This window comes from Erythrobacter ani (assembly GCF_019204025.1).
GTDB lineage: Bacteria > Pseudomonadota > Alphaproteobacteria > Sphingomonadales > Sphingomonadaceae > Erythrobacter > Erythrobacter ani.
In genome coordinates, this window is the sequence record NZ_JAGSPB010000003.1 from 454,862 (window position 1) to 480,860 (window position 25,999).

The window sequence follows — 25,999 nt, forward strand, 5'->3', positions numbered from 1 at the left end:
CTCCAAAAGGGAAAGGAGACCGATGCGAGGTGTTACGTTCCAAGTCGGGAATACGTTACAAATCGGGTATTTGCAGGACGGCGAAGCACAGGCCATGGTGGCGCGACCAGGCTTGCACCAGATCGGAGCGTGGTCAGAAGGCCGAGAGAAATTCGGCCGTGTTTTGCCCCAGCGTCTCGAGATCGTAACCACCCTCCATCACGATCACACTCGGCAGACCCAGCGCCGCAATATCGCTCCCGATCAAGCTGTAGTCGCCGGCTTGCAGCTCGAAGTGCGAAATCGGGTCCTGCGAAAATGTATCAGCGCCAAAACTGATGAGCAGCATCTCGGGCTTGAATTGCTCGATCCTTTCCAGCGCTTTACGCAAAGCTTCTTGATAGCCAGCGATTTTCGTCCCGCGTGGAAGGGGATAGTTCATCGTCGAGCCCGCACCCGCGCCCTCACCTTGTTCATCGGCATGACCCCAATAGAACGGGAAGTCGGTTGCTGGATCTGCGTGTAGCGAGGCGAACAGGACATCGCCCCTGTCCCAGAAGATGTCCTGCGTTCCGTTGCCGTGGTGGTAATCCACATCGAGGATCGCGACCCGCTTTCGCCCGTTATCCAGCGCGTGCTGGGCGGCAATCGCGACATTGTTGAGGTAGCAATACCCGCCGAGGTAGTCGCGCCCGGCATGGTGACCTGGCGGACGGCACAGTGCGAAAGCGGACTTGTCACCGGAAAGAACCGTGTTGGCGGCAGCAATCGCGCATTGCGCGTTCCAATACGCTGCTTCCCAAGTGCCCTCGGTGAGCGGTGTCGAGGCGTCCATGCTGTATTGCCCGAGATCAGCATCGATGCGCCCGAACTGGAGCGCGCGGCGCCGCACGACGGGCCAGACATACCCAATGGCATCGCCGCTCCGCCCGGCTTCGCGCCAGCGTGTCATGGCTGTCTTCAGGAATTGGATGTATTCTGGTGAATGCACGGACGCTATAGGTGCCTCACCGAAATCGCCAGGCGCGTCGGCCTTGCCAACAGTCGAGCCGATGGCGCGTGCCCGAGATGCGGATTCGAAATAATCGGTCCAATCGCCATTGTGGAGCTCGCGCTTGGGATCATGAAGGCACTGACGGTCGTCGAAAAAAATCTGCATCGGTCCAAACCAGGTTGCGCTGCTATCGGGCTAAATCTCGACCTGGCTACCCAGCTCCACAACACGGTTCGTCGGCAATTTGAAGAAATCCATCGCGCTTGCAGAGTTTCTGAGTAGCCACGCAAAAATCTTCTCTCGCCAGATGGGCATGCCCGGTTTGTCGCTGGCCAGCAGCGTCTGGCGCGAGAGGAAGAAACTGGTGTGCATCATGTCGAACTCACCGCCGCAGCGCTCCATTTTCTTGAGGCCGATGGGAACGTTGGTTTCCTCCATGAAGCCATAATGCAGCACAGCCCGGTAAAACCCGTCGCCCATGTCGGTATACTCACATCGCATGTCGGGATCGACGTACGGCACGTCCTGAATATCGACGGTTAAGATGACAACACGTTCATGCAGCACTTTGTTGTGCTTGATATTGTGAAGCAGCGCCGACGGAACACCCGAGCTGCTCGACGCCATGAAAATTGCGGTTCCGGGGACGCGGAGCGCGGAATTCTTGGCCGATTTCGCGAAAATTTCCATCGGCAGCGCGTGTTCGCTCATCCGTTCGCGCATCAACTTGCGTCCACGCGCCCAGGTTGTCAGCAACAGGAAGGCGACAAAGCCGACCATCAACGGGAACCACCCGCCTTGCGGCACCTTGGTCAGGTTTGCCGCGAAATATGCCCCATCGACGATCAGGAATACCAGCACGACCGGCAGCGCGTACCACCACTTCCACTTCCAGACACCGACGAACAGGACCGCCATCAATAACGTGTCGATCGTTACCGCTCCGGTCACGGCAATGCCGTATGCGCTCGCAAGGTTGGACGAATTCTGGAAAGTCAGGACGAGGATGATGACCGCAACCATCAGCGCCCAGTTGACTGCGGGGATGTAAATCTGGCCGCCCTCGGTCTCGCTCGTATGGCGGATATTGAGACGCGGTATATAACCCATCTGGATGGCCTGATGCGTGATCGAGAACGCACCGGAAATCACCGCCTGGCTTGCGATAAAAGTCGCCACGGTGGCCAGGAATACAAGCGGAAGGCGGTATTCCTCCGACGCCAGGAAGAAGAAGGGGCTCTGGATTGCCTCTGCCGCCTGCTCCGGCGGAAGGCTGATAATCATCGCTCCCTGCCCGAAATAATTGAGGAGCAGGCATGGCATGACGAAACCAAACCATGAAAGCCGCATCGGTCCGCGTCCAAAATGCCCCATGTCGGAATAAAGCGCCTCGGAACCTGTCACTGCAAGCACGACCGACCCGAGCGCGAGGAAAGCCAGCCAGCCATCGAGGAAGAAGAAGTTGATCGCGTAATAGGGATTAAGCGCCCACAGGATTTCCGGCATGTTGACGATCTGCCAAAGGCCCATGCCGGCGATGACCGTGAAGTAGATAATCATCACAGGCGCGAACAGCGCGCCGACTTTCGCCGTCCCGCGTCTTTGCAGGACAAAGAGGAACACCAGCAGCCCGAGTGCGATCGGGATCACGAACCGCTGCAGACCCGGATCGACAACCGTCAGTCCCTCGACCGCGGACAAGACCGAAATCGCAGGCGTAATCATGCTATCGCCATAAAAAAGCGATGTCGCGAACACCCCGAGGAGGATCGCGACCCAGCCGTATTTGGATTTTGAAATGCTGCGCGAAATCAGTGCGACAAGCGCGAGCGAGCCTCCCTGCCCCTTGTTGTCGGCGCGCATCAATATCGACACATACTGGATCGAAACGACAAGCGTCATCGACCAGAAAATGAGACTGATTACGCCGAGCACATGCGGAGTATCAAGCGCGAGAGGGTGCGGCCCGACAAACGTTTCGCGAAACGCGTAGAGCGGGCTGGTACCGATATCACCGAAGACAACGCCGATTGCGCCAACGGCCAATGCCTTCTTCGAAGCATTGTGGCTGTGCCCCCCTGTCGGAGGTTGATGGGCCGGGGACGCCGACGGTAATGCTGGTGTATCACTCATTCTATCTGGATTTCCCGAACCCGGTACTGCCCCTACGCGCCGCTATTGCCCGATGGCGCGCCATTCGAAATGCGGTGTTCCGCAAGGTGGCGGCCCCTAGCACCGCCTTTTCGCGCTCGCAACAATTCGCCTGCCCCCGACTGTGACACTATTGCAGCATCGGTGCGTTGGCGATCATCTGGTCGAGTTGTTCTACACGCGCCGCAAGGTCTGGGCGCCAAGGCGCATCTTCAGGTGATCTTTCCAGCAGATCGGACCAGACACTGCGCGCCTGACGAATCTGACCGCTCTGCAAATATGCAAAGCCTAGGAAAAAATCACTCGCGGGGTTCGCAGGATCAATCGCCCGCGCCCGATCATAAGCGTGCTCTGCGGCAGGAGTGATCGTTCCATCGGCATGACCGGTTAGCGCCATGGCGAGCGCTAGCCACCCTTCGAGATGATCGGGGTTTTCGGTGAGGCCGCGGCGGAGCATTCCGGCCGCATCATCGAACTGGCCGCGCCGTGCAAATGCATCAGAGGTTAAAAGGTAATTCGGTGTCCGCGCGTCGTCACCAAACAGGGTGCGTCGCGCTTCGACCATGCCTTCGCCTGAGCGCGGCTCCTGAACCTGTGCGGCTTTCGGACTGCCGGGCTGCTCGGGCGAGCCTTGCCACGCATAGCCGGCAAGGCCGAAAAGCAGGACAGAACCGAACAGCGCGTATCCCTCTCGGGGCAACCGCAAGGCTGTGGCAGCGAGCGTGAATGCAGCCAGTGCAAGCGCGAGAACGGCGATCCAGCCAGCCATTAGGCATCACCGTTCTTGTGCCGCCGACCCAGTCGGCCGAACAGCACCAAGAGTGCGAGCAGGATTAGCGCGATCGGAACAGCGAATAACGGCCAAGTCGTCGAGCTGACCTCGGGCTGATAGCTGACATAATCCCCGTAGCGCTCGATCAGCCACACGCGTACATCCTCGGGGTCTTCCCCCGCAAGAATGCGCGAGCGAACCTGATGCCGCATGTCACCCGCCATTGGCGCGTCGCTGTCGTTAATGCTCTGCGATTGGCACCTCAGGCAGCGGAGCGTCTCCATGAGAGCGGTTGCCTTCGCCTCAAGAGCAGGATCGTCCAGCTGCTTGTAAGCATAAGGGGCCGGCGGTAGGGCATCCTGCGCGAGAGCCGGGATCGCCTGCATTGCAAACAGAAATGCGATCAGCCATCGCATCAGCGCACGTCCTCCAGGATTTGCAGCAGCTTTGGCACATCGTTTTCGCGAATGTCGCCAATGTGTTGGTACCGGATGTTGCCGTCGCCATCGATCACGAAGGTTTCCGGCACACCCGCGGCGCCGATCTCTATCTGCAGCGCCGAAATATCATCCGCACCGATCCGGGTATAGGGATTGCCGTGGCGCGCGAGGAAATTCGCCACGTCCTCCGGCTTGTCGCGGATGGCGATGCCGATGATCTCCACTCCCCGCTCCTTGAGTGTCTCCAATTGCGGGGCCTCCGCGATGCAGGGCAGACACCAGCTGGCCCAAACGTTGAGCAACTTTGGCTCCCCGCCGATAAAGTCTCTCCGAGAGGCACCGGGGAGCCCATCATATGCAGGCTCCAGATTGAATTCGGGAAGTGACTTGTCGATCATCGCAGACGCGACTGTCTGGTCCTTTTCCTGCGTCAGCATGTATCCCGCTAGTCCCGCGAAGAACAGGAACAGCGCCAACGGGATGAAGAAAATGGTTCTCATCAGACAGGCTCCGGTTCTGCTTTGGGCGGAGAGGCAGTCTCTTCGAGCGCAGCCTGGTCAGCGCGGCGCTCGTTGCCCAGCTGCACGGCCCTGCGCCTTCGCAGATCGACGCGAACGCGGCCAATGATCGCCAATATACCGCCCAGCGAAATCAGCAGCCCACCATACCAGATGAATGTCACGAACGGTTTCCACCAGATACGCAGCTGCCAGCGCTGGTTACCCTCCGCATCGATGCCAGCTGTATCGCCGATGACCGCATAGAGCTGCCCGTCCCACCGAGTGATCAATGCGCTCTCGCTGGTGGCCTGGGAGGGTGCCCAGAAATTGCGCGCCTGCGGGGTAAGGCTAATCGCCTCTCCACCGTTTCTGCTGGCGGACAAGCGCGCTTCGATTGCAGTCCAATTCGGCCCAGCGACCGGATCCACGCTGTCGAGAGTGACCGTCCAGCCGGCGATTTCTTCAGTGGTCCCGGGCGCCACAGCTGCCAGGCGTTCCTGTGTGAATGCACTTTCGCTGGCCATGCCGAACAGCGACACCGCGACGCCGAGATGTGCCATTATCATGCCCCAGGTGGACAAAGGTGTTCGTCCTATCTTCCGGCCTCGCAGCGGCAGGAAGGCTGCCGCGCCGAGCGCAACGGACAGCGCGAGACCGAGGACCGCCAGGACTGAGTAATCACCAAGTACCGCAATGAGCACGACTGCTCCGATGAGGATGGAGGCAATGAGAACAAGCTCAACCTTGATGCGCGCAGGCTTGTCGTTTTTCCAACGCAGCAGCGGTCCGACGGCCATGACGAGAAACATCGGGACCGCGAAAATTGCACCTGCAGGGTTGAAATAGGGCGGGCCGACCGAAACCCGCACATCGAACGCTTCCGTTAGGAGCGGATAAAGTGTTCCGAGCAGGACGATGGCGAGGATAGCGGAAAGCATGACATTGTTGAACACGAGCGCGCCTTCACGGCTTGTCGCGGAAAATCGTTTACCTTCGGCAATCGAGCTCGCGCGCACGGCGAAGATTGCGAGGCTCCCGCCGATATAGAGCCCGAGCAGGACGAGAATGAATGTCCCACGCTCAGGATCGACGGCGAAAGCATGAACGCTGGTGAGAACGCCTGAGCGAACGAGAAACGTCCCGAGCATGCTCATCGAGAACGCCAGCACCCCAAGCATGATCGTCCATGTCCGCAAGGCATCGCGCGCCGCCAGAACGCTTACCGAATGGAGCAGCGCGGTAGCCGCCAGCCACGGCATGAGCGAGGCGTTTTCGACCGGGTCCCAGAACCACCAGCCGCCCCAGCCAAGCTCGTAATAGGCCCAGTATGACCCCGCCGTAATACCGAGCGTCAGGAAGACCCAAGCAAACAGCACCCAAGGCCGCATGACTTTGGCGAAATCGGGCGTCACCTGTTTTGTGGTCAATGCTCCCATGGCAAGACTGAATGCAACAGACAGACCGACATAGCCGACGTAAAGCGTGGGCGGATGGATGGCGAGGCCGATGTCCTGCAACAGCGGGTTGAGGCCCGACCCCTCGAATGCCGGTATCGGGAGCCGCTCGAATGGGTTCGATGAAAGCAAAAGAAACGCATAAAAACCCAGCGCGACGAAGCCCTGCACCGCGAGCGTCGCACTCATCGTGCGTTCTTGCAGACGGCGCTCCAACCCCGCTAGCAAACCGCCGGATAGGGCGAGGACCGCAACCCACAGCAGCATCGAACCTTCATGATTGCCCCAAGTTCCGGTGAGCTTGTAAATCAACGGCTTCATCGAATGCGAGTTGGTCGCGACCAATTTGATCGACAGGTCCGTGATCGCAAAAGCCCAGAGCAAGAGGCCGAACGACAGCACAGCGAGAAATGCCTGCACGACAGCCGCCTGGCGAGCATAAGTTGAAAACGCCGCCATTCGCGCATCGCTGGTTTTCAGGCCCAGAACACCCGCCACCAACTGCAGGATGGCAAGTGCGGTTGCGAGCCACAATGCGGCGAGGCCAACTTCGGCGATCATTGGCCGTCGGAACCTCTAATCGATGCCAACAGTGGTATCAGAGGCATAATCAGCAGCCTGATGACCTTCGAGACCTTCCAGCTCACGCGGAACGTAGTTCTCATCGTGCTTCGCCAGCAGATTGGTCGCTTGAAATACACCGTCCGGGCCAAGGCTGCCCTCGGCCACGACGCCCGATCCTTCAACAAACAGATCTGGGAGGATGCCGCTGTAGCGTACGGGGACCGAGCTTTCGGTGTTGCCAGTCACCGTGAAGTTGACCGTTATGCCATCCGGCAGGGTAGCAATCGATCCCGGCTGGACCATTCCGCCAAGACGGACTGCTTGGCCAACAGCAGGCGGCTGGGCCGTCATCTGTGCGGGAAGGTAGAAATAGTTCGCTTGATTCCGCAGCGTCCAGGCCGCCAACAATCCGGCCGCCACGATGGCGACCAAAGCGAAAACCACGAGGGTCATTCTCTGATGCTTAGCCTTCACCGCTGAGTCCTTTGACGCTTGGTTTCGTCGCGGCGCCGTTCGGCGCGCCGCATCGCCTGCCAGCTCCATGCAATCAGCAATCCGAGTGCGCCAACTCCGATTGCGTAGGCGGCGATCACGAAATCCCAATGATCCAGAGCTTCACGCATTTCGCACACCCATCATGAATTGACCATCGCTGGCGTGCCAGCATCGGGGACATCATCGGCGAGTGCACGGCGCCGAAGGCGGGCCTCGACCTGCTGTTCCGCTATTAATGCACGCATCCTCATCAGCACGATTCCGCCGAACAACAGCGAGAAGCCGACGACCGCGGCGAGCAGCGGCCACAGAAACACCCCGTCGATCGCGCTGTTTCCAGCAGTGATACTCGGGGGCTGGTGCAGAGAATTCCACCATACCACCGAGCGGTTGATGATGGGGATGTTCACGGCACCCACCAGACCGAAAATAGCGGCAATCTTTGCCGAGCCACCCTCGCGGACCGTAGCCTGGGCAAGCGCGATATAGCCAGCGTACAGGAACAACAGGACGAGCATCGACGTCAACCTGCCGTCCCATACCCACCATGTTCCCCAGGTAGGCCGCCCCCATATCGATCCGGTGATCAGACAAATGGCAGTAAAGGTCATTCCAGGCAACGCGATTGCTCTTGCGGCGATGCTTGCGAGGGGATGCTTCCAGATCAGCAGCATGGCGCTGGAAAGGGCGATCCCGGTCCACCCGCCCATGCCGAGCCAGGCGGCAGGCACGTGGATGAAGAGGATGCGGACGCTTTCACCCATTAGGCGGTCCGGAGGGACCATGAACATGCCCCACGCGATAGCAACGCCCGACAGCAGCAAGCCGCTCCAAAAAAGGAGCGGCAGCAGCCACTTTGCCAGCGACAGGAAGCGTTTGGGATTGGCGTAGATGTGCATGCGTTGGATCCCTGGGACTGTATTAGCCCGCCAGCCGCTCCCCGCAAGGTCGCAAATAATGCAATGACCTATCGCTTCGTTGCAATCGACGGCGCCAACCTCGCCAGATCAACCTCGACCGATCAGGTCCTGAGCCATCCTGTCAGCGACGATATCGGGCGGAGTGTTCGTGGAGTCGCTCGCGTCCCAGATCTGCTCCAGCCTTGCCGGAATTGTCGCAATCCGATCGTGAACCGCCTGCACGTTGGCCTCCTTGCCATCGCGGCGCGCGAGATATTCGGTAGCGACCGAGATGATCCCGCCGGCATTGATAACGTAGTCAGGCGCGAACAGAATGCCGCGATCGAACAGCGTCTTTCCGTGGTGCGCGCGCGCAAGCTGATTGTTGGCGCCGCCCGCAACGATGGCGGTGTCGAGTTTTGCGATGCTGTTCTCGTCAAGGATCGCGCCGAGAGCATTGGGACTCAGCACATCGCACGGTGTCGAGAGGATGGCGTCGGCATCAACCGAGCGTCCGCCGAGCTCTTCAGCGAGCGCAACAGCCCGGCTCTGGTCGATATCAGCAACAGTCAGTTTGGCACCGTCCTTGGCCAGCAGCTTCGCAACGCCGCCCCCGACACTCCCGATGCCCTGAACGGCAACATGGACACCCTCAACGCTATCCTTGCCAAGTTTGTGGCGCACAGCAGCTTTGATCCCGAGATAAATACCCATCGCCGTGAAGGGACCGGGATCACCGCCAGCGGCATCATCGCCAGTGACCGGAAGCCCGGACACATGGGCAGTACGCTTCGATACGGCCACCATGTCAGCTTCGCTGATCCCGACATCTTCGGCGGTCACGTATTTTCCGCCTAAACCTTCGACAGCGTCGCCAAATGCGGCGAGCAATTCCGGCGTTTTCGTCCGCTTATCGTCAGCAAGGATGACCGCCTTGCCTCCGCCGAGGGGCAGTCCGGCCATCGCATTCTTGTAACTCATCCCGCGAGACAGACGAAGGGCATCGCGCAGACCGTCTTTCGGATCGGGATAATGCCAAAACCGCGTTCCGCCAGCGCCCGGGCCGAGGTGCGAGGAATGAACCGCGATGATCGCCATCAGCCCGCGCTTGCGATCGCGCACGACATGGACGATCTCATGGTCGTCGTAATCAGGCTCGGTCCAGAATGCGGTCATATGCGAAAAATCCCCAACCTTCTGCGCATAAGGCGCTTTGCGAGCGGATGCCCGGCACACATCGAGAGACGGGGGAGATGGGGCGATCGAGGGGTCTCGAACCCCCGACCTCCGGTACCACAAACCGGCGCTCTAACCAACTGAGCTACGATCGCCACAAGCCCTTCTCAACGCAACCGTTCGGCCATTGCCAAGTCCGCGCAGGAGGGGCGGTTTACGCGTGTTGCGCCGCCGGTCAAGGCTACGCGAACGCGGCGCGAGCCTGTTGCACAAAGTGCCTCCCATTGGAAGCGAAAACTGTTTCTGCAGATCGATGACGCAACATTATTTCTCGCAGTGTCTCGTACCTTGGCCACGAAGTGGCGAGACGGTATCTCACTTTCATGGTCGGTCCCGGCGAATCCTCAATAGATTTCCTGCACGCGCAAGACGGCGTAAAACGAGTGCCGTCGTCCAAGGTCGAAATGATCGTTAAGTCGGATTTCCTTACCCCGGAACACTGCGAGGAGCTGGTCGAGCTGATCGATTTGGATCGGCGGCCATCCACCCTTGCCGATGCCAACGGCGATGCGGCATTCCGCACGAGCGAGACGTGCGACCTAAAACCAAGCGACGTCGCGGTGCGAAGGCTAGAAGAAAGGCTCCAACAATTCACGGGCATCGATCCTGTCTACGGCGAACCGTTGCAAGGGCAGCGATACGAGGTGGGACAGGAATTCAAGGATCATACCGACTGGTTCAATCCAGGAGGAGAGGATTGGGAAAAATACTGCGCCAAATCAGGTCAGCGCACGTGGACCTTCATGATCTACCTGAACGAAGTCGGCGCCGGAGGCGCAACGCGGTTCAAAGTCATCAACAAGAAGGTCCAGCCGGAGCTCGGAAAAATAATCGGTTGGAACAATCGCACTCCGGACGGCGGGGGCAACGTTTCGACCCTCCATCACGCGATGAAGGTGCGAAAAGGCACGAAATACGTCATCACCAAATGGTATCGCGAGAAGCCGTGGCGCGGATAAGCGTGCTGCGCGGCTGGGATGAGCCGCTCACTCAGCAGAACTAGGCTGATGACTGCGACGTCAGGTTGAGACCGACCGCCCCGATCAAGATCATTGCGATAAACACGAATTGCAGTCCGCTCAGACGCTCATCGAAGGCGTACAATCCGATGATGCTGGCTGCCACGATCCCGACGCCGGACCACACCGCGTAGACGATCCCGACCGGCAGCACTTTCATCGCCGGGGCAAGCACCCAGAAACACGCCGAGTAACAGGCAATCGACAACGCGCCCCAATGCCATTTCTCGAATCCGTCGGACAACTTGAGCAAGAATGTGCCGACAACTTCAAGAGCTATGGCAATGGCGAGATAGATCCAGGCGTTCATGCGAACAGGAATACGCTCACAATCGAAGGAAACAAAGAAAAAGGCGGCCCCGTCGGACCGCCCTTCCCTAGCAGCCCGAAGGCTGCAAACTGGTGTTTCGCTTACTTCTTGAGCGAAAGTCCGCCAAAGCGCTTGTTGAACGCGGCAACGCGGCCACCTTCCTGAAGCTGCTGCTTGCCACCGGTCCATGCCGGATGGCTGGTCGGGTCGATATCAAGCGACAGGGTGTCGCCTTCACTGCCCCAGGTCGAGCGGGTTTCAAACTCTGTACCATCGGTCATCTTGACCTTGATGGTGTGGTATTCGGGATGCCCTTCGGCTTTCATGACTAATTCCTTTGAAGCTTTCGCCGGTTCCGACCGGCGGCGCTATAAAATCCGGAAGCGGCGCAAATAGCGTCGTCGCAGCAAAATGCAAGCGATCTTCCGCTCAATTGTCCGGAGGATCGGCGATCATCGCGGTGAATTCAACCTCGCATGAAGTCTTGCCCTCGACGCTCGCTTTGCCTTTGAACTTATAGACCCGGCGGCGCTGCTGGAGAAACTCCACTTCGAGATCGAGCAGGCAGCCGGGCGTGACCTGACTGCGGAACTTCGCGTTGTCGATGCCCATGAAGATCACGAGCTTGCCTGTGCCCGCAAGCTCCAGCGTCTCGATCCCTAGGATAGCCGCGGCCTGCGCGAGCGCCTCGATCTGCAAGACGCCGGGCATTATGGGCGCTCCGGGGAAGTGACCCTGGAAGAATTCCTCATTCATGCTGACCGCTTTTACGGCGTGGATACGGTCACCCAGATGGATCGCTTTCACCCGGTCGACCAGCAACAATGGGTATCGGTGAGGCAGGGCATTGAGCACCTTGTGGATGTCGTAATCCACGATGGGTTCCGAAGATTTCGGTTCGTCGCTCATACCCTGCCTCTCTTACGGTTTACCGAACGACCTCAGCGGCCCTCTGGTGCCTGCGTGCTGCCCTGCTCTTGCTGAGCTTGTTGTTGCTGGCGCAGCTGAGCCGCGATCAGGGTCTGCTGGATTTCCTGAAATATCTGGGCGCCATTGCGGGTCGGGCGGTACCCATTCGGCGGGACGATGCCCACGGTCGGCACCTTGGTATTCAGCGATGTGGTGATTTGCGGCGTGATATCCGCGCCTTCACCTGCGTACTGGATCGCTTCGGGTTGAAACACCACCGCGATTTGTTGAGCGGCCGCAACTTCCTGAAGCGCGGTCGGGTACTGTGCAAGAATCTGCTCGACCGCAAAAATGCGGGCATTGTTCACCTGACCGTTGATCGTGGCAATCTCGCCTTCGAGCGTCTGAATTTGCGTGAAGCTCGGCGAGTTCTGCACCGCCGGCAGTTCCGCGTCGTCGAGCTGGCCGTTGCCGTTCTGGTCGAACGGCTGAAGCAGCGTCGCGAGCTCCTGCTGCTTCGTCGTGCGGGTTTCGATCTGGGCGGCGTACGTCGTGTTGACCTGCTGATAGGCAGTTTGCAGGGCGGTAGTACCGAGGATTGCGCGTGCGATGTTGGCCGTACCGATGCCGCCCTGGACCTGTGCAGTGGCCGGAACGGTGGCAGCGACCGCGGCGAGCGCGAGGCCTGCGGGTGCGAGGATTTTCATGATATTTTTCATTAGAACTGAGTTCCTACGTTGAACGTGAAGGTTCGGTCGTCATCTCCCTCGACCTTTCGGATCGTCTGGGAGAAATCGATACGGAACGGCCCGAATGGCGAGTTCCAGTTGACCCCGATGCCTGCGGTAATACGCGGGCTGGGTGTATCCCCGAGGAAGACCTCTCGGATGGCGCTGCCATTACGGATGCTGGGAATATTTGCCGTAACGCCATCGGCAGCGATGGGATTGATCGTTGCAATTTGTGTGGCGGTCACCGAACCGTCCGCATTGGTGACGAAAACAGTCTCGACAAAGAGCGGATTACCGCTCGCATCGAGGTTTTGAATTCCGTTGGGATTGTCCTGCAGAATCGGTTGCTCGACGCCCCAGAGCGCACCGACATCGACCCAGATCGACGGACGCAGACCAAGCTCGCGAGCCCCCGTTCCCAGAGGAATTTCGAGTTCGGCTCGCGCGAGGTAGTAATTGCGGCCGCCAAGAGCATCGTCGCGCACCGAATCGCGGTCGGTAATCACGATTGGATTCCCGTTCTCATCGAGATCGGTCATGCCCGTCGCCGGATTGAAGCTGAATGGCTGCGTCAGGATGCGCGGTCCGACCCCGCGAAGATCAAAGCCGCGGAATTGCGGTTCGCCGAGGAAGAAGCGGTCTGTGAGGAGAACGTCATCGACGCCTTCCCCTTCGCGCTCACGCAGCGGTATGATCGTGCCGCCTTCCGCAGAGACCGAGAAGATGAAGCCGCTATTGGCGACGTTCCAGAATTGCTGTGCACGCCCGCGGAACCTGAGGTATCGCTGATCGCCGCCCAGCCCTGCAAATTCTGTGCTGAGGGAGACGTTGCGGCCGCGCGTCGGGCGCAAGCGAGAATTGAGCGTATTGTAGCTCAAGCTCAGGCCAAGGATCGAACTGAGTCGATCGCCCAGAGCATCGCAGAGGAAACGGCCCGCAAGCAAGGGATCGCACTCGGCAATCCCATCCCCGTTGATGTCGGAGAAGAACAGGTTCTCATCGAGGCTGACCTGTTCGTAATTCAGCGTGTAGCTGCCGACGAGGGACATGAATTCAGTGAGCGGCACGCCAACCCGGACAGCACCGCCTGTCGTCGCCTGTTCGAAAGTCGTATTACGATCACCGCCGAAGCGGTTGAAGCTGTTGAAGTCGCGCCGATAAATATCGATGCCGGACGAAATATTGCGGTCGAACAGGTACGGTTCGGTGAAGCTGACCTGCGCGGACCGCGAGAATTGCGAATAGTTCAGGCTGAGGCCAATCGTCTGGCCGCGTCCGCGAAAGTTCCGTTGCCGGATGCTCCCCGCAAGAATGAATTGCTCGATCGAGGAGAAACCTGCCGAGAACTGCAATTCGCCGGTCGGTTGCTCTTCCACGTTAGCTTCGAGAACGATCCGGTCGGGCGCGCTGCCTTCGACCTGGTTGACCTCGAAATTCTCCTGGAAGTAGCCGAGCGAATTGATACGCGCGGTCGTCCGCTGAACACCCAGTGAGTTGAACGCATCGCCTTCGCTGATGCGGAATTCACGGCGAATGACCTTGTCCTGCGTCAGCGTGTTGCCATTCACGTCTACGCGCTCAACATACACGCGCGGCGCCTGGCGAAGGATGAATGTGATATCCATCGTCAGGTCGTCTTTGTTGCGATTGAAACGCGGCTGCACGTCGGCAAACGCATAACCGAAACGCCCGGCCAGCTCGGTCAGCTGCTCGACCGTATCTTCCACGGCTTTCGCGTCGTAGTAATCGCCGGTCTGCATCGCGAGATTGCCGCTCATGACATCGCTGTCGAAATCGCGGAGCTGGCTTTCGACGATCACATCGCCGAATTTGTAGCGCTCGCCTTCTTCCACCACGTAGGTGATGATGAAATCTTCCTGATCCGGCGTCAGCTCGGCAACGGCCGAAACCACGCGGAAATCGGCGTAACCTTCAGTCAGGTAAAACTGCCGAAGCTTCTGTTGGTCGAACGCCAAACGATCGGGGTCGTAGCTCGTATTGGAGCTGAAAAAGCGGTAGAAGCGCGATTGCTTCGTAACCATTTCGCCGCGAAGCTCACCGTCGGAAAACTTCTCATTCCCGATGATGTTGATCTGACGAACTTTGGATTTGGGCCCCTCGGTGATCTCGAATACGACATCGACACGGTTCTGCGGAAGTTGAACCATCTGCGGCTCTACTGTCGCAGCGAAACGGCCCTGACGCTTGTACAGCTCGATAATTCGAGCGACATCGGCGCGGACTTTCGACCGCGTGAAGATCTGTCGCGGCGACAGTTTGATCTCGGGCAGGATCTTGTCGGCATCGAGTCGCTTGTTGCCCTCCAGCACGATGCGGTTGATTACCGGGTTTTCGGTGACCGAGATAACGACATTGCCATCGTCATTTCGGATCGAGAAACTGGAAAACAATTCCGTCGCGCCAAGATCCTTGAGAGCCTCGTCAGCTGCGGCGGAGGTGTATTCATCTCCGACCCTCAAGCGAATGTAGCTCAGAATGGTGGTCGGCTCGAGGCGTTCCGATCCCGACACACTGATCGTGCGAATGACATCGGCACTCTGGGCCGGCGCTGGCGCAGCGGCCGGCTCCGTAGCAGGCTGGGTTTCTGTAACAGGCTGTGCGTCCACCGCTGGATCGGTTTCCGGTTCCGCATCTTGAGCGGAAGCGGCGAAGGGAACACCGGCCAGCATTGTCGCACCGGACAGCGCAATAGCCAGCCGCCCCGTGCGGGAAATAACCTTTGGAGTGACAGTAACACTGCCCGTCTCGCTGCATCGATTCATGGAGTAAAAAATCCCGTTCAACCCGTCTTTGCCACGCCCGAAAATTATGGGCACGCCATCCCCTTGGCGCTTAACTGGCGGTCCCAATCGGTCCGCATTCGCCTCTGCCCCATGCAGCCTTTGCAATCAAGCCGACTCCCCGGACAATCCCGGTTCGTCCGTTCCCTTTCCCCGGCTAACTGCCGAACAGCGATCCGAAGAACGCCAAAGAGGTGACATCGTTGACCGTCACGACGACCATAAACACCAGAACAACAGCGATGCCGGTGCGGTAAGCCCACTCTGTCGCGACAGGACCCACCGGCTTCCTGCGGACCGCTTCGGCTGCATAGAATGCCAGATGACCACCATCGAGAGCGGGGATTGGCAAGAAGTTGATGAATGCCAAGTTAAGCGAGATCAGTGCGGCAAAATTGACGAACGCCACCAGCCCCAAACTCATCTGTTCTCCGGAATATTTGGCAATCTTTACAGGGCCACCGAGCTCTTTGATCGAACGCTCCCCGGTCACGACCTGCTTTAGCCCCGTCAGCATCATCTCCAGCACGTCCCAGCTGTGAGCGAGCGCAAGCGGAACCGACTCAAACACGCCAACCGGTTCGATTACGTATTCACCGTCGGACGGTCCGACGCCAATCTGGCCGATAACGCTGGTGTTTCCGAAACTGTCGCTGACTTCGACGCGTTCGGTAGTCATGCTGAATTCGCGTTCGACACCGTCGCGCATCGCTGTGACGATTAAGTCCTTGGAGGGGTAGAGAGCGATCTCGCCCCTGATTTCGTCAAAATCCTCGACAGGCACACCGTCGATGGCGATGATCCTGTCACCAATCTCCATTCCGGCTGAGGCTGCGACGGAAGTTTCGGAGAACTGTCCAATGATCCGCGAATCTTCTGCTGCGACAATGGACGGCTTCCCATAGATAGCAAACAGCGACGCGAAGATCGCTATTGTAATCAAAAGGTTCGCAACCGGCCCTGCCGCGACGATGAGCGCACGTTTCCATAGCGCAGCGTCTTGGAAACTGCCGTGTTCCACCGATGCATTCGGGTCGGGGATCGATGCGGGATTCATATCTCCGCGAAATTGGACGTATCCTCCCAAAGGGAGCGCAGACAATTTCCAGCGAGTGCCGTGACGATCCGTGTATCCGGCAATTTCTTTCCCGAATCCGACCGAGAATGCCTCGGAGCGCACACCGAACCAGCGGGCGACCAGGTAATGACCAAGTTCATGGAGGGTAACGAGAGGCCCCAGCAACAGCAGGAACCCGACGAGATACATCCAGAAAGGGGGAGATTCAAACAAGAGCGCGGCTTTCCAGGGATTGTTTCGCGCGCATGCGGGCTTGCGCGTCGATGTGCAGCACGTCGTCTAACGTGCCGGGAGCTTTCGCAGCATATGTGCTTAGGGTGCTTTCCACCACTGCCGTGATGTCCATGAACCCAATCTGACCATTCAGAAACGCTGCGACCGCAATTTCGTTCGCAGCATTCAGGATTGCCGGGGCCGAACCGCCAGCTTCGATCGCTTCGCGGCAAATGCGCGTCGCCGGGAACAAGTCTTCATTTGTAGGTTCAAACGTCAGCTGGCCGATTTCCGCCAGATTCAATGGCTTAAGGTCGGTCTCCATCCGCTCGGGCCATGCAAGGCACGATGCGATCGGCACCCGCATATCCGAAGGGCCGAGTTGGGCGAGCGTCGAGCGATCGCGATATTCGACCATCGAATGGACGATGCTTTGCGGGTGGACCACGATCTCTATCCTGTCGAGACCGACCGGGAACAGATGATGTGCTTCGATGAATTCGAGGCCCTTGTTCATCATTGTTGCCGAATCAATAGTGATTTTCGCGCCCATGTCCCAGTTCGGATGCTTAAGAGCCTGCTCGCGAGTCACAGTCTTCAGCTGCTCTGCGCCAAACGTCCGGAATGGGCCGCCACTCGCCGTCAGGATGATACGCCGAACGTTCTCGATGCTATCGCCTGCAAGGCACTGAAAGATCGCGTTGTGCTCAGAATCAGTGGGTAGCAACGTCGCACCCGAGCGTTCCACCGCCGATTTGAGTATCTCGCCCGAGGAAACAAGTGCCTCCTTGTTCGCCAGCGCTATCGTTCCGCCGCGCTCGACAGCAGCCATAACAGGTTCGAGACCTGCGCAGCCGACAATGGCTGCAACAGTGACGTCCACCGGAATACGTGCCGCATCGCATAATGCCTGCGAACCGCCCGCTGCCTCAATTGCCGTGCCAGCGAGCGCTGCCTTCAGGTCTCCGAGGCAAGCCTCATCGCCGACGACCGCAAGCTTTGCGTCGAATTCCCGCGCGAGCCTGGCCAGGTCACCGGCAGAGCAATTGGCTGTCACTGCCTCCACGCGCCAGAGGTCCGGGTTGCTCCTGACCAGATCAAGAGTTGATGCTCCGATCGATCCGGTCGCGCCGAGTATGGTGATCGAACGGGTCATGTCACAGTCCCAGCGACGCGGGCACGACCGCGATCAAAAACACAACGAAATAGACTGCAAGGAAGCCATCGGCACGGTCGAACACACCGCCATGGCCCGGGATCAGATTGCTTGAATCCTTTACCCCGGCGCGCCGTTTCATCCAGCTTTCGAAGAAGTCGCCCGATTGCGCGAGTACTGCGACCAAAGCGCCTGCGGCGATTGCGGTCACAACGTTCAGCCAGGCGAAGCCTTCGAACGCCGCGGGACCGAAATCGGTAAGGTCGATACCGATACCAACAGCGCCGGCGGCGAGCGCGCCGCCAATTAGCCCGGCCCATGTCTTTGAAGGGCTTATCGATGGAGCGATCTTCGGTCCACCCACTGCGCGCCCCATGAAATATGCTCCGACATCGACTGCGACTACGGGCGCAAGGAAAACAAGCAGAACCTCCAACGGTCCGTAGCTCATGCGCACTTGCATCAAGGCATAGGCAGCGGCGCTGACATATGCCGCGCCGAAGAATGACCACGCCACCTCGCCAAGCGCGGTCAAACCGAAAGCGCGCACAAGCCTGTTCCATTCCCACAGCACGAGCCCCGCCAGCAAAGCCACGAAACCGACCCACCACCAGCCGCCCAGCCAAAGCGCTACGCTGACGATTCCTACCATCACGATGCCCGAAACAAACCGAACCGGAAGATCGGCCAAGCCCTTTACGGTATCCTTGGCACGCTGCCGTTTCGACATCGCCTTATCGTCCGCCATAGCGACGCTCCCGGCGGGCAAAGTCATCAAGTGCCTGTGCAAGGTGTTCCGGCTTGAAATCCGGCCAAAGGGTGTCAACGAAAAGCATTTCGGCATAGGCCGCCTGCCATAGCAGGAAGTTCGATAGGCGTATCTCTCCGCTTGTGCGGATGAGCAGGTCCAGCGGAGGCAAATCGCTGGTGTCCAGCTGCGCCTCGATCGTCGCGGCGGAAATTTCTCCCTTGGCGGCCGCCTTCGCTGCGGCGCGGGCGATTTCGTGCTGCGCTCCGTAATTCAGCGCTACAGCCAGTTTCTTTGTGCCATTCGCCGTCTGCGCAAGCGCATCCTCAAGCATGTCGACGATATCGGGCGCCAGCGACTGCCAATCGCCGATGATATGGAGCTTCACATCATTGGCGACGAATTCGGGCAAGTCGGATTTGATGAATTTGCGCATCAGGTTCATCAGATCGTCGACTTCGTCCTCCGAACGTTTCCAGTTCTCTGACGAAAAAGCGTACAGCGTCAGGCAGTCGAGATTGAGAGGTCCCAAGCCGCGCACGAGCCGACGCACGGCCTCTACACCGCGCTGGTGACCGACCGAGCGAGGCAAGCCGCGCTTTTTCGCCCAGCGACCATTGCCATCCATGATGATGGCTACGTGACGGGCGCCCGGACCATTGTCCTTGAGATGGGCGTGACCATCAGACTGAGCGGGCATATCGCCCATTGGCTGTCCCCCGCCCTACGCAAATCACTGCGTAAGGATTTCCTGTTCTTTCTTGGCTGCCGCGTCGTCGGCTTCGGCGACGTATTTGTCGGTCAGCTTCTGAACTTCGTCCTCCATTCGCTTGCGATCGTCTTCGGAGATGTCCTTTTTCTTCTCATCCGTCTTCAGGTCTTCCATGCCGTCCCGCCGCACGTTGCGGATGGCGATCTTGGCTTTCTCGGCATATTGCCCGGCGAGCTTCGCAAGTTCCTTGCGCCGTTCTTCCGTAAGGTCAGGCATTGGCAATCGCACCGTCTGGCCGTCCGTCATCGGGTTGAGACCGAGGTTCGCTTTGGTGATTCCCTTTTCGACCGCCGCCACGTTTGACTTGTCCCAAACCTGTACAGCCAACATGCGGGGCTCCGGAGCGTTCACTGTCGCGACCTGGTTGAGCGGCATCATCGCACCGTAAACCTCGACCTGAACCGGGTCGAGCAAGCTCGTATTGGCCCGTCCGGTGCGCAGGCCCGACAGGTCGCTTTTCAGCGCGTCGACCGCGCCGCTCATTCGGCGCTCGATATCTGCCTTGTCATATTGCGGCATGGATTACGCTTCCTTCTGTACTATCGTTTGCGTGCCCTTGCCCGAAAGGACAGTGGCGACGTTGCCTTTTTCACGGATCGAGAACACCACTATCGGAATGTCGTTCTCACGGCAAAGCGCTACCGCTGTCGCATCCATCACTTTAAGATTGGCGGACAGAACTTGGTCGTAGCTTATCGTATCGAATCGCGTCGCATCAGGGTTGTATTTCGGATCGCTGTCATACACCCCATCGACACTCGTACCCTTGAGCAAGGCGTCGCAGTTCATCTCGGCTGCCCGCAAAGCGGCGCCGGTATCGGTGGTGAAGAAAGGATTGCCGGTGCCGGCCGCGAAGATGACAATCCGGCCCTTTTCCAGATGACGCTCCGCTCGGCGGCGGATGTAGGGCTCGCATACGCTGCTCATCGGAATGGCCGATTGGACCCGCGTTGGGACACCCTGCTGCTCAAGCGCGTCCTGCATCGCGAGCGCGTTCATCACCGTGGCCAGCATGCCCATGTAGTCGCCGGTTGTTCGGTCGAGACCGCGCGCCGCCCCTGCAACCCCGCGAAATATGTTGCCCCCGCCGATGACGAGGCACACCTGAAGCCCTGTTTCCTGCGCGGCCTTCACTTCTTCGGCAAGGCGCGCCACGTAAGCTGGATCGATCCCGTATTCCTGCTCGCCCATAAGCACCTCGCCTGAAAGCTTCAGGAGGACGCGCTTGATTTCGGGTAAGGCCATGATCGGGAGTGTCTTTCGCTGAGAGACGGGACTGCGTTGCCCTTATCCGTGAGGGGCCGTGCTGCCAAGAGGGATAGCGCGCTCAGGGGAGAGATCATCGGCCCTCGCATGGTTATGGGTTGCTCCTACCAAACGCCCCATCTGGCCATTCAAGCGCGCATTTTCATCGATGGTTTTCAGACCGTTGGCTGCACATGGTTCACGCCGATCCAAAAGTCCTACACATCCAAAAACGGCCGCCGCAGCGTGTTTCGCTGCGGCGGCCGAGTGTTTCGAGTGAAGTCGGAAGACGCTTAGCCGCCGACCGCTGCTGCGACCTCTGCTGCAAAGTCGCTTTCTTCCTTTTCGATGCCTTCGCCGAGCTGGTAGCGAACATAATCCACCAGCTTGATCGACGCGCCAGCTTCGTTGGCGGTGCGCGCGACATATTCCTCGACAGTTGCCTTGCCGTCTTTCACGAAGATCTGGCTGAGCAGAGCGTTTTCCTTGGCGTACTTCTTGACGGCACCTTCGACCATCTTTTCCTGGACGTTTTCAGGCTTGCCGCTTTCGGCTGCCTTTTCCTGCGCGATGGCGCGTTCGCGCGCAATCACGTCAGCGTCGAGGCCATCGGCGTTGAGAGCCTGCGGGAACATCGCTGCTGCGTGCTGCGCGATATCTTTGCCCAGAGCGGCCAGAACATCCTCGCTTGCATCGCCTTCGAGAGCGACGATCACGCCGATCTTGCCAAGGCCATCCGCTGCGGCGTTGTGCACGTAAGGCACGACCGCACCTTTCTCTACCGACACGATCCGCATGCGGCGGATTTGCTGGTTTTCTCCGATGGTCGCGACATTTTCGGTCAGCTTGTCAGCAACAGTGCCGCCATCGGGATAGCCTGCGCTCTTGAGCGCATCGACATCATCATTGTCCAGTGTCAGGGCAACTTGTGTGGTCTTGCGTACGAAGTCTTGGAACTGGTCGTTCTTGGCGACAAAGTCGGTTTCCGAATTCACTTCGACGGCGACGCCCTTCGTGCCTTGAACGGCAACACCAACGAGGCCTTCGGCTGCGGTCCGGCTCGATTTCTTCTGAGCTGTGGCGAGGCCTTTCGCGCGGAGCGCGTCGACAGCGGCTTCGATATCGCCGCCCGCTTCGGTCAGCGCTTTCTTCGCGTCCATCATGCCTGCGCCGGTTTTTTCGCGCAGCGTTTTCACGTCGGCGACGGTGAAATCAGCCATTCTTGAATTCCTTTAAGGATTTGGGCGCCGGGCTCATAAGCGATGCCCGGCGCGATAGTATCGAATTGTGACGCGCATTGGAAACGCGTCGCTAAGGGGTGAAGTTTAGGCTTCGGCAGCCGCTTCGACGGGAGGTTCCGCCATCGCGCCAACGTCTTCGCCCGAATCCGCCTGCGCACCGCCCTTACCGGCATTCGCCGCATCGCTGATTGCCTGGCAATAAAGCCGGACAGCACGGCTCGCATCGTCATTGCCCGGAACGGGAAATGCGATGCCGCTGGGATCGACATTGGTGTCGAGCACGGCGATCACCGGAATACCGAGCACTGCGGCCTCCTTGATGGCGAGGTCTTCCTTGTTGGCGTCGATCACGAACATCACGTCGGGAATGCCGCCCATATCGCGAATGCCGCCAAGCGACATTTCAAGCTTGTCGCGCTCACGCGTGAGCTGAAGGACCTCCTTCTTGGTGAAGCCGCTGGTGTCACCCGAAAGCTGCTCTTCAAGGGTCTTGAGACGCTTGATCGAGCCGCTGATGGTCTTCCAGTTGGTGAGCATGCCGCCCAGCCAACGGTGGTTGACGAAGTGCTGGCCCGACTGGCGGGCTGCTTCTGCGATAGGCTCCTGTGCCTGGCGCTTGGTGCCGACGAACAGAACCTTGCCGCCGGACCGGACAGTTTGCTCGACGAAATCCAGAGCGCGCGCGAAGAGCGGCACAGTCTGTGACAGGTCGATGATGTGAACACCGTTGCGGTTGCCGAAGATATACGGCTTCATCCGCGGGTTCCAGCGGTGGGTCTGGTGGCCGAAATCCGCGCCGGCCTCGATCAATTGCTGCATTGTGACGGTGGTGCCCGCCATAAATAATTCCTTTCCGGTTGGTCCTCTGGAAGGCTTGGAACCGCTGGCGGAGATCCCGCTTGCGGCACCGGTATGAAGCGCCTTCCATGTGAATTTCGCCGATTCGCCAAGGCCAGGTGCCCGTAGAGAACAGCGAGGCCGCGCACTTAGCGATGCCTCGTCCAGAAATCCAGTCTTTTTCGGAAATTCGCCCCTGCGCCAATTTTTCTCTTGACCGAACGGAACAAATACGGAACATAGCCGTGAGAACAAAGATGGTACGCAATTCTACCGATATGGTCCACCTGTTTCGCGGTTCCGTGTCGTCAGCATGAGGGGAATGACCATGATTGCAGCAACGCTTTCCGTATTGATAACCGTGGTTGTCATTGCCACGATGCTTGCTCTGGCCGACTTCTGGCTGCGCGCCAGCAGCGCTTATGCTTCGCTTAAACGGCAGAGTGATCTGGTGAAAGCAGGGTTCGTTCCGCAGGTAGAGGCGCAAATAATAAGGCTTCGCCCTGTCGCACCCCGAACGTCACCTTCCGCTACGCGCCCGTTTGCTACGCGCCTTCCGCGCCGCGAGATGACGTCTTCTCGTTTGCACGGCGCCGCTTGATCCTGCCATATTTGATCAGCGCATATGGCATCAGCGCGAGATAGACTGCACTGATCGCAGTGAGTGACCACCATGGCTCCAGCAGCAACGCAGCGAAAGCCAGTGTCATCAACGCGATTAGCCAGAGCCTGATACCGCGACGCGGACGAATGGCAGCCCAGCTTAACGTGGCCATGTTGGAAATCAGCAGAACCGCCATCAGGCTGATCCAGATCGAAAGAATGATCGGATCGCGGAAGAATTCTATCCCTGTTTCCTGCCAGAGATAAAATGGAGCGAACGCGAGTCCTGCCCCCACAGGTGCCGGAACTCCGGTGAGGAAGCCTGCCGATTTGTGCGGTTGCTCATCGACATCGATCTGTGCGTTGAAACGAGCTAGGCGCAACGCACAGCAGATCGCAAATGCCAGCGCGGCAAACCAGCCGAAGCGGTCAAGTTCCTGCAGCGACCACATGTAGAGAATGAGCGCGGGGGCCATTCCGAAAGAGAGCGAATCCGCAAGGCTGTCCAACTCGGCCCCGAACCGGGATTGTGCGTTCAGCAATCGGGCAATGCGGCCGTCGAGACCATCGAGGACTCCGGCCAGAATGACTGCCAGAATTGCAAAGGACCATTGCCCTTCGACGGCGAACCGGATGCCTGTAAGCCCGGAGGACAGTGCCGCCGCAGTGATCGCGTTGGGTAGCATGGCACGCAAACTAAGAGGACGAGCCTCCCCGATGCGTTCCGCATCGTCGTCCTCTGCGGCTTTCGGGCCGAGCCTGGCGCCGGATTGAAGATTGTTTGCTCTGGCAGGCGGTTTGGTCAAGTCACATTCCCGGAAGGATGCGTCACTGCGAAATGCCTTCGAGCAAGCCTTGCGTTCCGAGCTCTGCCAAGATCGTTTCACCGGCGATGCAGCGCTGGCCGAGCAGGATTTTCGGATCTGTTCCTGCGGGAAGATACACATCGACACGGCTGCCGAACCGGATCAGGCCGACGCGCTGTCCCTTGGCCACGGTATCCCCCGGCTTCACCGAGGGAACGATGCGCCGTGCAATAAGACCCGCAATCTGCGTAAACCCGATCGCGATCCCGTCATTGCGCTCGACCAGGATGTGCTGGCGCTCATTTTCTTCGCTGGCCTTGTCCAGATCGGCGTTGACGAACTTGCCTGGAATGTAAACGAGCCGCCGGATCGTCCCGGCAATCGGCGCGCGGTTTATGTGAACATCGAATACACTCATGAAAATGGAGATGCGCGTAACCGGACCTTCGGGAAGACCTGCGTGACCCGATCCGTCATCGATCCGAAGCTCGGGCGGAGGCTCCACAGTCGTAATGAGCGATACGATCCCGTCCGCTGGCGCGACAATCGCGTTGTCAGCTTGCGGAACCACGCGCTCAGGATCCCTGAAGAACGCGAATACGCCCGCCGACAGCATCAGGAGCGGCCAGCCGATTATCTCCCAATCGAGAATCAGAAGCGGGACGAGACTGATTGCCACGGCGATCACGCCATATTTGCGGCCTTCGGGATGGATCGGCGGCCAGCTCCAGCCAGCATCGCCGCGACCTTGATTATCGAGAATTTCACCTGCCATGGCTTGCCAGATAGGCGGACCGGCCCAACCTCGCAAGCGATCTGAGCCTGAGTTTTCGGTCCGCGTCCGGTCAACCCACTGATTTTTTAGGGCTGAGCTCCGTCACGTTCACCGTGTGAGCATCGCAAATCGTCAATCAGGCAACTTTACGCACGAACACAGTTCCTGCTGAGTAACCAGCACCGAAACTGCAGATCAGGCCGGTATCCCCCTCTTTCAGGTCATCGCTATTCGAATGAAACGCGATAATCGAACCCGCGCTTGAGGTATTGCCATAGGTGTCGAGCACAGTCGGGCTTTCGTCATCATCCGCTTCGTGCCCCAGAACACGCTGCGCGATCAGTCTGTTCATCCCTGCATTAGCCTGGTGCAGCCAAAGCCGCCGAAGGGTCGTCGGGTCCATCTGCAGCTTCTCCGCCTCGTCGATGATCATTTGCGCGACCATGGGTACGACTTCCTTGAAGACCTTGCGGCCCTCCTGAACGAAAAGCTTGTCGGCCTTATCGGAAGTTTCGGGGTGCGCCCGATTGAGAAAGCCGAAATTGTTTCGAATGTTGTTGGAAAAGACGGTCTTGAGCTTGGTGCTTAGAATGTCCCAGTGCTGCGCCGGCGCTATCGCCGCGTCTTCAACCAGCACCGCTGTTGCCACGTCGCCGAAAATGAAATGACTGTCACGGTCGCGCCAGTTTAGGTGCCCGGACGTGATCTCCGGGCTCACGACCAGAACGCTTTTCGCATTGCCGGCGCGCACATAATCGGCGGCCGTCTGAATTCCGAATGTTGCAGAGGAACACGCGACATTCATATCGAAGCCGAAGCCGTCGATCCCCAGCGCTTGCTGGATCTCGATCGCCATCGCCGGATAGGCACGCTGCATGTTCGAGGCCGCACACAGCACTGCGTCCACATCCTTCGCGTCGCGCCCCGCTCGCTCAAGCGCCTCGCGAGCTGCGATCACGCCAATCTCAGCCATGATCGATAGCTCGTCATTGGTGCGCTCATCCCAACGCGGGCTCATGACGTCAGGATCGAGCACCGGCTCTTTCGCCAGCACGTGCCGCGATTTGATACCGCTCGCTTTCTCAATGAATTCGACCGAGGATTGCTGCAGCGGTTCGACATCGCCCGCTGCTATCGCATCGGAATTCTGCCGGTTGTAGCGATCAACATATTCGTTGAAGCTTTCGACAAGCTCCTCGTTCGAAATGGAGGCCTCAGGCGTAAACAGGCCGGTCGCGGAAATTACGGGACGATGGGTAAGCTGCACGTTC

The 25,999-nt window shown here is 58.9% G+C and carries 27 protein-coding genes and 1 tRNA gene; 1 reads left to right on the top strand and 27 read right to left on the bottom strand.

All coding sequences use genetic code 11. The features are described 5' to 3' along the window. Positions 1 to 133: 133 nt before the first annotated feature. The 11 genes from KCG45_RS15015 to KCG45_RS15065 form a co-directional block, all read right to left on the bottom strand. Positions 134 to 1,138: a histone deacetylase family protein gene (locus KCG45_RS15015; RefSeq protein WP_218318008.1), complete on the bottom strand. Its 1,005-nt coding sequence runs from the start codon at positions 1,136 to 1,138 to the stop codon at positions 134 to 136. Between the two features lie 30 nt (positions 1,139 to 1,168). After that, positions 1,169 to 3,106, bottom strand: a complete 1,938-nt coding sequence (locus KCG45_RS15020) for a potassium transporter Kup (protein WP_218318009.1) — start codon at positions 3,104 to 3,106, stop codon at positions 1,169 to 1,171. Between the two features lie 148 nt (positions 3,107 to 3,254). Beyond that, on the bottom strand, positions 3,255 to 3,893 hold the full coding sequence (locus KCG45_RS15025) for a tetratricopeptide repeat protein (RefSeq protein ID WP_218318010.1): 639 nt from the start codon (positions 3,891 to 3,893) through the stop codon (positions 3,255 to 3,257). After that, positions 3,893 to 4,312 carry a cytochrome c-type biogenesis protein gene (locus tag KCG45_RS15030; protein ID WP_218318011.1) on the bottom strand — a complete coding sequence of 140 codons (420 nt, stop codon included), beginning with the start codon at positions 4,310 to 4,312 and terminating at the stop codon, positions 3,893 to 3,895. Before KCG45_RS15030 ends, KCG45_RS15025 begins: the two co-directional genes overlap by 1 nt. Further along, a complete protein-coding gene (locus KCG45_RS15035; RefSeq protein ID WP_218318012.1) occupies positions 4,312 to 4,836 on the bottom strand; it encodes a DsbE family thiol:disulfide interchange protein in 525 nt (174 codons plus the stop codon). The genes KCG45_RS15030 and KCG45_RS15035 overlap by 1 nt, the downstream gene beginning before the upstream one ends. After that, on the bottom strand, positions 4,836 to 6,851 hold the full coding sequence (locus KCG45_RS15040) for a heme lyase CcmF/NrfE family subunit (protein ID WP_218318013.1): 2,016 nt from the start codon (positions 6,849 to 6,851) through the stop codon (positions 4,836 to 4,838). The genes KCG45_RS15035 and KCG45_RS15040 overlap by 1 nt, the downstream gene beginning before the upstream one ends. 15 nt (positions 6,852 to 6,866) lie before the next feature. Beyond that, complete coding sequence (gene ccmE / locus KCG45_RS15045) at positions 6,867 to 7,328, bottom strand: cytochrome c maturation protein CcmE (protein WP_369410803.1); 462 nt, start codon at positions 7,326 to 7,328, stop codon at positions 6,867 to 6,869. Next, entirely contained in the window at positions 7,325 to 7,477 is a 153-nt protein-coding gene (gene ccmD / locus KCG45_RS15050) for a heme exporter protein CcmD (RefSeq protein ID WP_218318015.1), read from the bottom strand. The genes ccmE and ccmD overlap by 4 nt, the downstream gene beginning before the upstream one ends. Positions 7,478 to 7,489: 12 nt before the next feature. Further along, a complete protein-coding gene (gene ccmC / locus KCG45_RS15055) occupies positions 7,490 to 8,248 on the bottom strand; it encodes a heme ABC transporter permease CcmC (RefSeq protein ID WP_218318016.1) in 759 nt (252 codons plus the stop codon). A 108-nt stretch (positions 8,249 to 8,356) separates the two neighbouring features. Then, positions 8,357 to 9,424 (bottom strand): Leu/Phe/Val dehydrogenase, encoded by a 1,068-nt coding sequence (locus KCG45_RS15060; RefSeq protein WP_218318017.1) that lies wholly within the window; start codon positions 9,422 to 9,424, stop codon positions 8,357 to 8,359. A 78-nt stretch (positions 9,425 to 9,502) separates the two neighbouring features. Further along, positions 9,503 to 9,579: transfer RNA gene (locus KCG45_RS15065), tRNA-His, on the bottom strand. A gap of 228 nt (positions 9,580 to 9,807) precedes the next feature. Between KCG45_RS15065 and KCG45_RS15070 the strand changes: the two genes are divergently transcribed. Further along, on the top strand, positions 9,808 to 10,443 hold the full coding sequence (locus KCG45_RS15070) for a prolyl hydroxylase family protein (RefSeq protein WP_218318071.1): 636 nt from the start codon (positions 9,808 to 9,810) through the stop codon (positions 10,441 to 10,443). A 40-nt stretch (positions 10,444 to 10,483) separates the two neighbouring features. Here KCG45_RS15070 and KCG45_RS15075 read toward each other — a convergent pair whose 3' ends face one another. From KCG45_RS15075 to KCG45_RS15150, 16 genes are all read right to left on the bottom strand, one after another. Beyond that, entirely contained in the window at positions 10,484 to 10,813 is a 330-nt protein-coding gene (locus tag KCG45_RS15075) for a DMT family transporter (protein WP_218318018.1), read from the bottom strand. A gap of 101 nt (positions 10,814 to 10,914) precedes the next feature. Continuing rightward, positions 10,915 to 11,139, bottom strand: a complete 225-nt coding sequence (gene rpmE / locus KCG45_RS15080) for a 50S ribosomal protein L31 (RefSeq protein WP_218318019.1) — start codon at positions 11,137 to 11,139, stop codon at positions 10,915 to 10,917. A gap of 103 nt (positions 11,140 to 11,242) precedes the next feature. Beyond that, entirely contained in the window at positions 11,243 to 11,722 is a 480-nt protein-coding gene (fabZ, locus tag KCG45_RS15085; protein WP_218318020.1) for a 3-hydroxyacyl-ACP dehydratase FabZ, read from the bottom strand. Positions 11,723 to 11,754: 32 nt separating this feature from the next. Further along, entirely contained in the window at positions 11,755 to 12,429 is a 675-nt protein-coding gene (locus KCG45_RS15090; protein WP_255548254.1) for an OmpH family outer membrane protein, read from the bottom strand. Positions 12,430 to 12,440: 11 nt separating this feature from the next. Continuing rightward, on the bottom strand, positions 12,441 to 15,236 hold the full coding sequence (bamA, locus tag KCG45_RS15095; protein ID WP_218318022.1) for an outer membrane protein assembly factor BamA: 2,796 nt from the start codon (positions 15,234 to 15,236) through the stop codon (positions 12,441 to 12,443). Positions 15,237 to 15,411: 175 nt separating this feature from the next. Next, positions 15,412 to 16,545 (bottom strand): RIP metalloprotease RseP, encoded by a 1,134-nt coding sequence (gene rseP, locus KCG45_RS15100; protein WP_369410804.1) that lies wholly within the window; start codon positions 16,543 to 16,545, stop codon positions 15,412 to 15,414. After that, a complete protein-coding gene (gene dxr, locus KCG45_RS15105) occupies positions 16,538 to 17,701 on the bottom strand; it encodes a 1-deoxy-D-xylulose-5-phosphate reductoisomerase (protein WP_218318023.1) in 1,164 nt (387 codons plus the stop codon). Before dxr ends, rseP begins: the two co-directional genes overlap by 8 nt. A gap of 1 nt (position 17,702) precedes the next feature. Then, on the bottom strand, positions 17,703 to 18,449 hold the full coding sequence (locus tag KCG45_RS15110) for a phosphatidate cytidylyltransferase (protein ID WP_255548255.1): 747 nt from the start codon (positions 18,447 to 18,449) through the stop codon (positions 17,703 to 17,705). Then, complete coding sequence (gene uppS, locus KCG45_RS15115) at positions 18,436 to 19,158, bottom strand: polyprenyl diphosphate synthase (RefSeq protein WP_218318024.1); 723 nt, start codon at positions 19,156 to 19,158, stop codon at positions 18,436 to 18,438. Before uppS ends, KCG45_RS15110 begins: the two co-directional genes overlap by 14 nt. A 24-nt stretch (positions 19,159 to 19,182) precedes the next feature. After that, complete coding sequence (gene frr, locus KCG45_RS15120) at positions 19,183 to 19,740, bottom strand: ribosome recycling factor (protein WP_218318025.1); 558 nt, start codon at positions 19,738 to 19,740, stop codon at positions 19,183 to 19,185. Positions 19,741 to 19,743: 3 nt separating this feature from the next. After that, complete coding sequence (pyrH, locus tag KCG45_RS15125) at positions 19,744 to 20,466, bottom strand: UMP kinase (protein ID WP_218318026.1); 723 nt, start codon at positions 20,464 to 20,466, stop codon at positions 19,744 to 19,746. Positions 20,467 to 20,759: 293 nt separating this feature from the next. Beyond that, a complete protein-coding gene (tsf, locus tag KCG45_RS15130; RefSeq protein WP_218318027.1) occupies positions 20,760 to 21,686 on the bottom strand; it encodes a translation elongation factor Ts in 927 nt (308 codons plus the stop codon). Between the two features lie 105 nt (positions 21,687 to 21,791). After that, on the bottom strand, positions 21,792 to 22,547 hold the full coding sequence (gene rpsB, locus KCG45_RS15135; protein ID WP_218318028.1) for a 30S ribosomal protein S2: 756 nt from the start codon (positions 22,545 to 22,547) through the stop codon (positions 21,792 to 21,794). Between the two features lie 542 nt (positions 22,548 to 23,089). After that, positions 23,090 to 23,953, bottom strand: a complete 864-nt coding sequence (locus tag KCG45_RS15140) for a CDP-alcohol phosphatidyltransferase family protein (protein WP_255548256.1) — start codon at positions 23,951 to 23,953, stop codon at positions 23,090 to 23,092. Positions 23,954 to 23,975: 22 nt separating this feature from the next. After that, positions 23,976 to 24,728, bottom strand: a complete 753-nt coding sequence (locus KCG45_RS15145; protein ID WP_218318029.1) for a phosphatidylserine decarboxylase — start codon at positions 24,726 to 24,728, stop codon at positions 23,976 to 23,978. Between the two features lie 136 nt (positions 24,729 to 24,864). Further along, positions 24,865 to 25,995, bottom strand: coding sequence for a beta-ketoacyl-ACP synthase III (locus tag KCG45_RS15150; protein WP_218318030.1), 1,131 nt, complete (start codon positions 25,993 to 25,995; stop codon positions 24,865 to 24,867). Positions 25,996 to 25,999: the final 4 nt, after the last annotated feature.

What these genes read in the sequence shown, in the direction of transcription:
- KCG45_RS15015 (WP_218318008.1), bottom strand. Translation starts at nt 1,138, where the DNA reads ATGCAGATTTTTTTCGACGACCGTCAGTGCCTTCATGATCCCAAGCGC.
- KCG45_RS15020 (WP_218318009.1), bottom strand. Translation starts at nt 3,106, where the DNA reads ATGAGTGATACACCAGCATTACCGTCGGCGTCCCCGGCCCATCAACCT.
- KCG45_RS15025 (WP_218318010.1), bottom strand. Translation starts at nt 3,893, where the DNA reads ATGGCTGGCTGGATCGCCGTTCTCGCGCTTGCACTGGCTGCATTCACG.
- KCG45_RS15030 (WP_218318011.1), bottom strand. Translation starts at nt 4,312, where the DNA reads ATGCGATGGCTGATCGCATTTCTGTTTGCAATGCAGGCGATCCCGGCT.
- KCG45_RS15035 (WP_218318012.1), bottom strand. Translation starts at nt 4,836, where the DNA reads ATGAGAACCATTTTCTTCATCCCGTTGGCGCTGTTCCTGTTCTTCGCG.
- KCG45_RS15040 (WP_218318013.1), bottom strand. Translation starts at nt 6,851, where the DNA reads ATGATCGCCGAAGTTGGCCTCGCCGCATTGTGGCTCGCAACCGCACTT.
- ccmD (WP_218318015.1), bottom strand. Translation starts at nt 7,477, where the DNA reads ATGCGTGAAGCTCTGGATCATTGGGATTTCGTGATCGCCGCCTACGCA.
- ccmC (WP_218318016.1), bottom strand. Translation starts at nt 8,248, where the DNA reads ATGCACATCTACGCCAATCCCAAACGCTTCCTGTCGCTGGCAAAGTGG.
- KCG45_RS15060 (WP_218318017.1), bottom strand. Translation starts at nt 9,424, where the DNA reads ATGACCGCATTCTGGACCGAGCCTGATTACGACGACCATGAGATCGTC.
- KCG45_RS15070 (WP_218318071.1), top strand. Translation starts at nt 9,808, where the DNA reads ATGGTCGGTCCCGGCGAATCCTCAATAGATTTCCTGCACGCGCAAGAC.
- KCG45_RS15075 (WP_218318018.1), bottom strand. Translation starts at nt 10,813, where the DNA reads ATGAACGCCTGGATCTATCTCGCCATTGCCATAGCTCTTGAAGTTGTC.
- rpmE (WP_218318019.1), bottom strand. Translation starts at nt 11,139, where the DNA reads ATGAAAGCCGAAGGGCATCCCGAATACCACACCATCAAGGTCAAGATG.
- fabZ (WP_218318020.1), bottom strand. Translation starts at nt 11,722, where the DNA reads ATGAGCGACGAACCGAAATCTTCGGAACCCATCGTGGATTACGACATC.
- KCG45_RS15090 (WP_255548254.1), bottom strand. Translation starts at nt 12,429, where the DNA reads ATGAAAATCCTCGCACCCGCAGGCCTCGCGCTCGCCGCGGTCGCTGCC.
- bamA (WP_218318022.1), bottom strand. Translation starts at nt 15,236, where the DNA reads ATGAATCGATGCAGCGAGACGGGCAGTGTTACTGTCACTCCAAAGGTT.
- dxr (WP_218318023.1), bottom strand. Translation starts at nt 17,701, where the DNA reads ATGACCCGTTCGATCACCATACTCGGCGCGACCGGATCGATCGGAGCA.
- KCG45_RS15110 (WP_255548255.1), bottom strand. Translation starts at nt 18,449, where the DNA reads ATGGCGGACGATAAGGCGATGTCGAAACGGCAGCGTGCCAAGGATACC.
- uppS (WP_218318024.1), bottom strand. Translation starts at nt 19,158, where the DNA reads ATGGGCGATATGCCCGCTCAGTCTGATGGTCACGCCCATCTCAAGGAC.
- frr (WP_218318025.1), bottom strand. Translation starts at nt 19,740, where the DNA reads ATGCCGCAATATGACAAGGCAGATATCGAGCGCCGAATGAGCGGCGCG.
- pyrH (WP_218318026.1), bottom strand. Translation starts at nt 20,466, where the DNA reads ATGGCCTTACCCGAAATCAAGCGCGTCCTCCTGAAGCTTTCAGGCGAG.
- tsf (WP_218318027.1), bottom strand. Translation starts at nt 21,686, where the DNA reads ATGGCTGATTTCACCGTCGCCGACGTGAAAACGCTGCGCGAAAAAACC.
- rpsB (WP_218318028.1), bottom strand. Translation starts at nt 22,547, where the DNA reads ATGGCGGGCACCACCGTCACAATGCAGCAATTGATCGAGGCCGGCGCG.
- KCG45_RS15145 (WP_218318029.1), bottom strand. Translation starts at nt 24,728, where the DNA reads ATGGCAGGTGAAATTCTCGATAATCAAGGTCGCGGCGATGCTGGCTGG.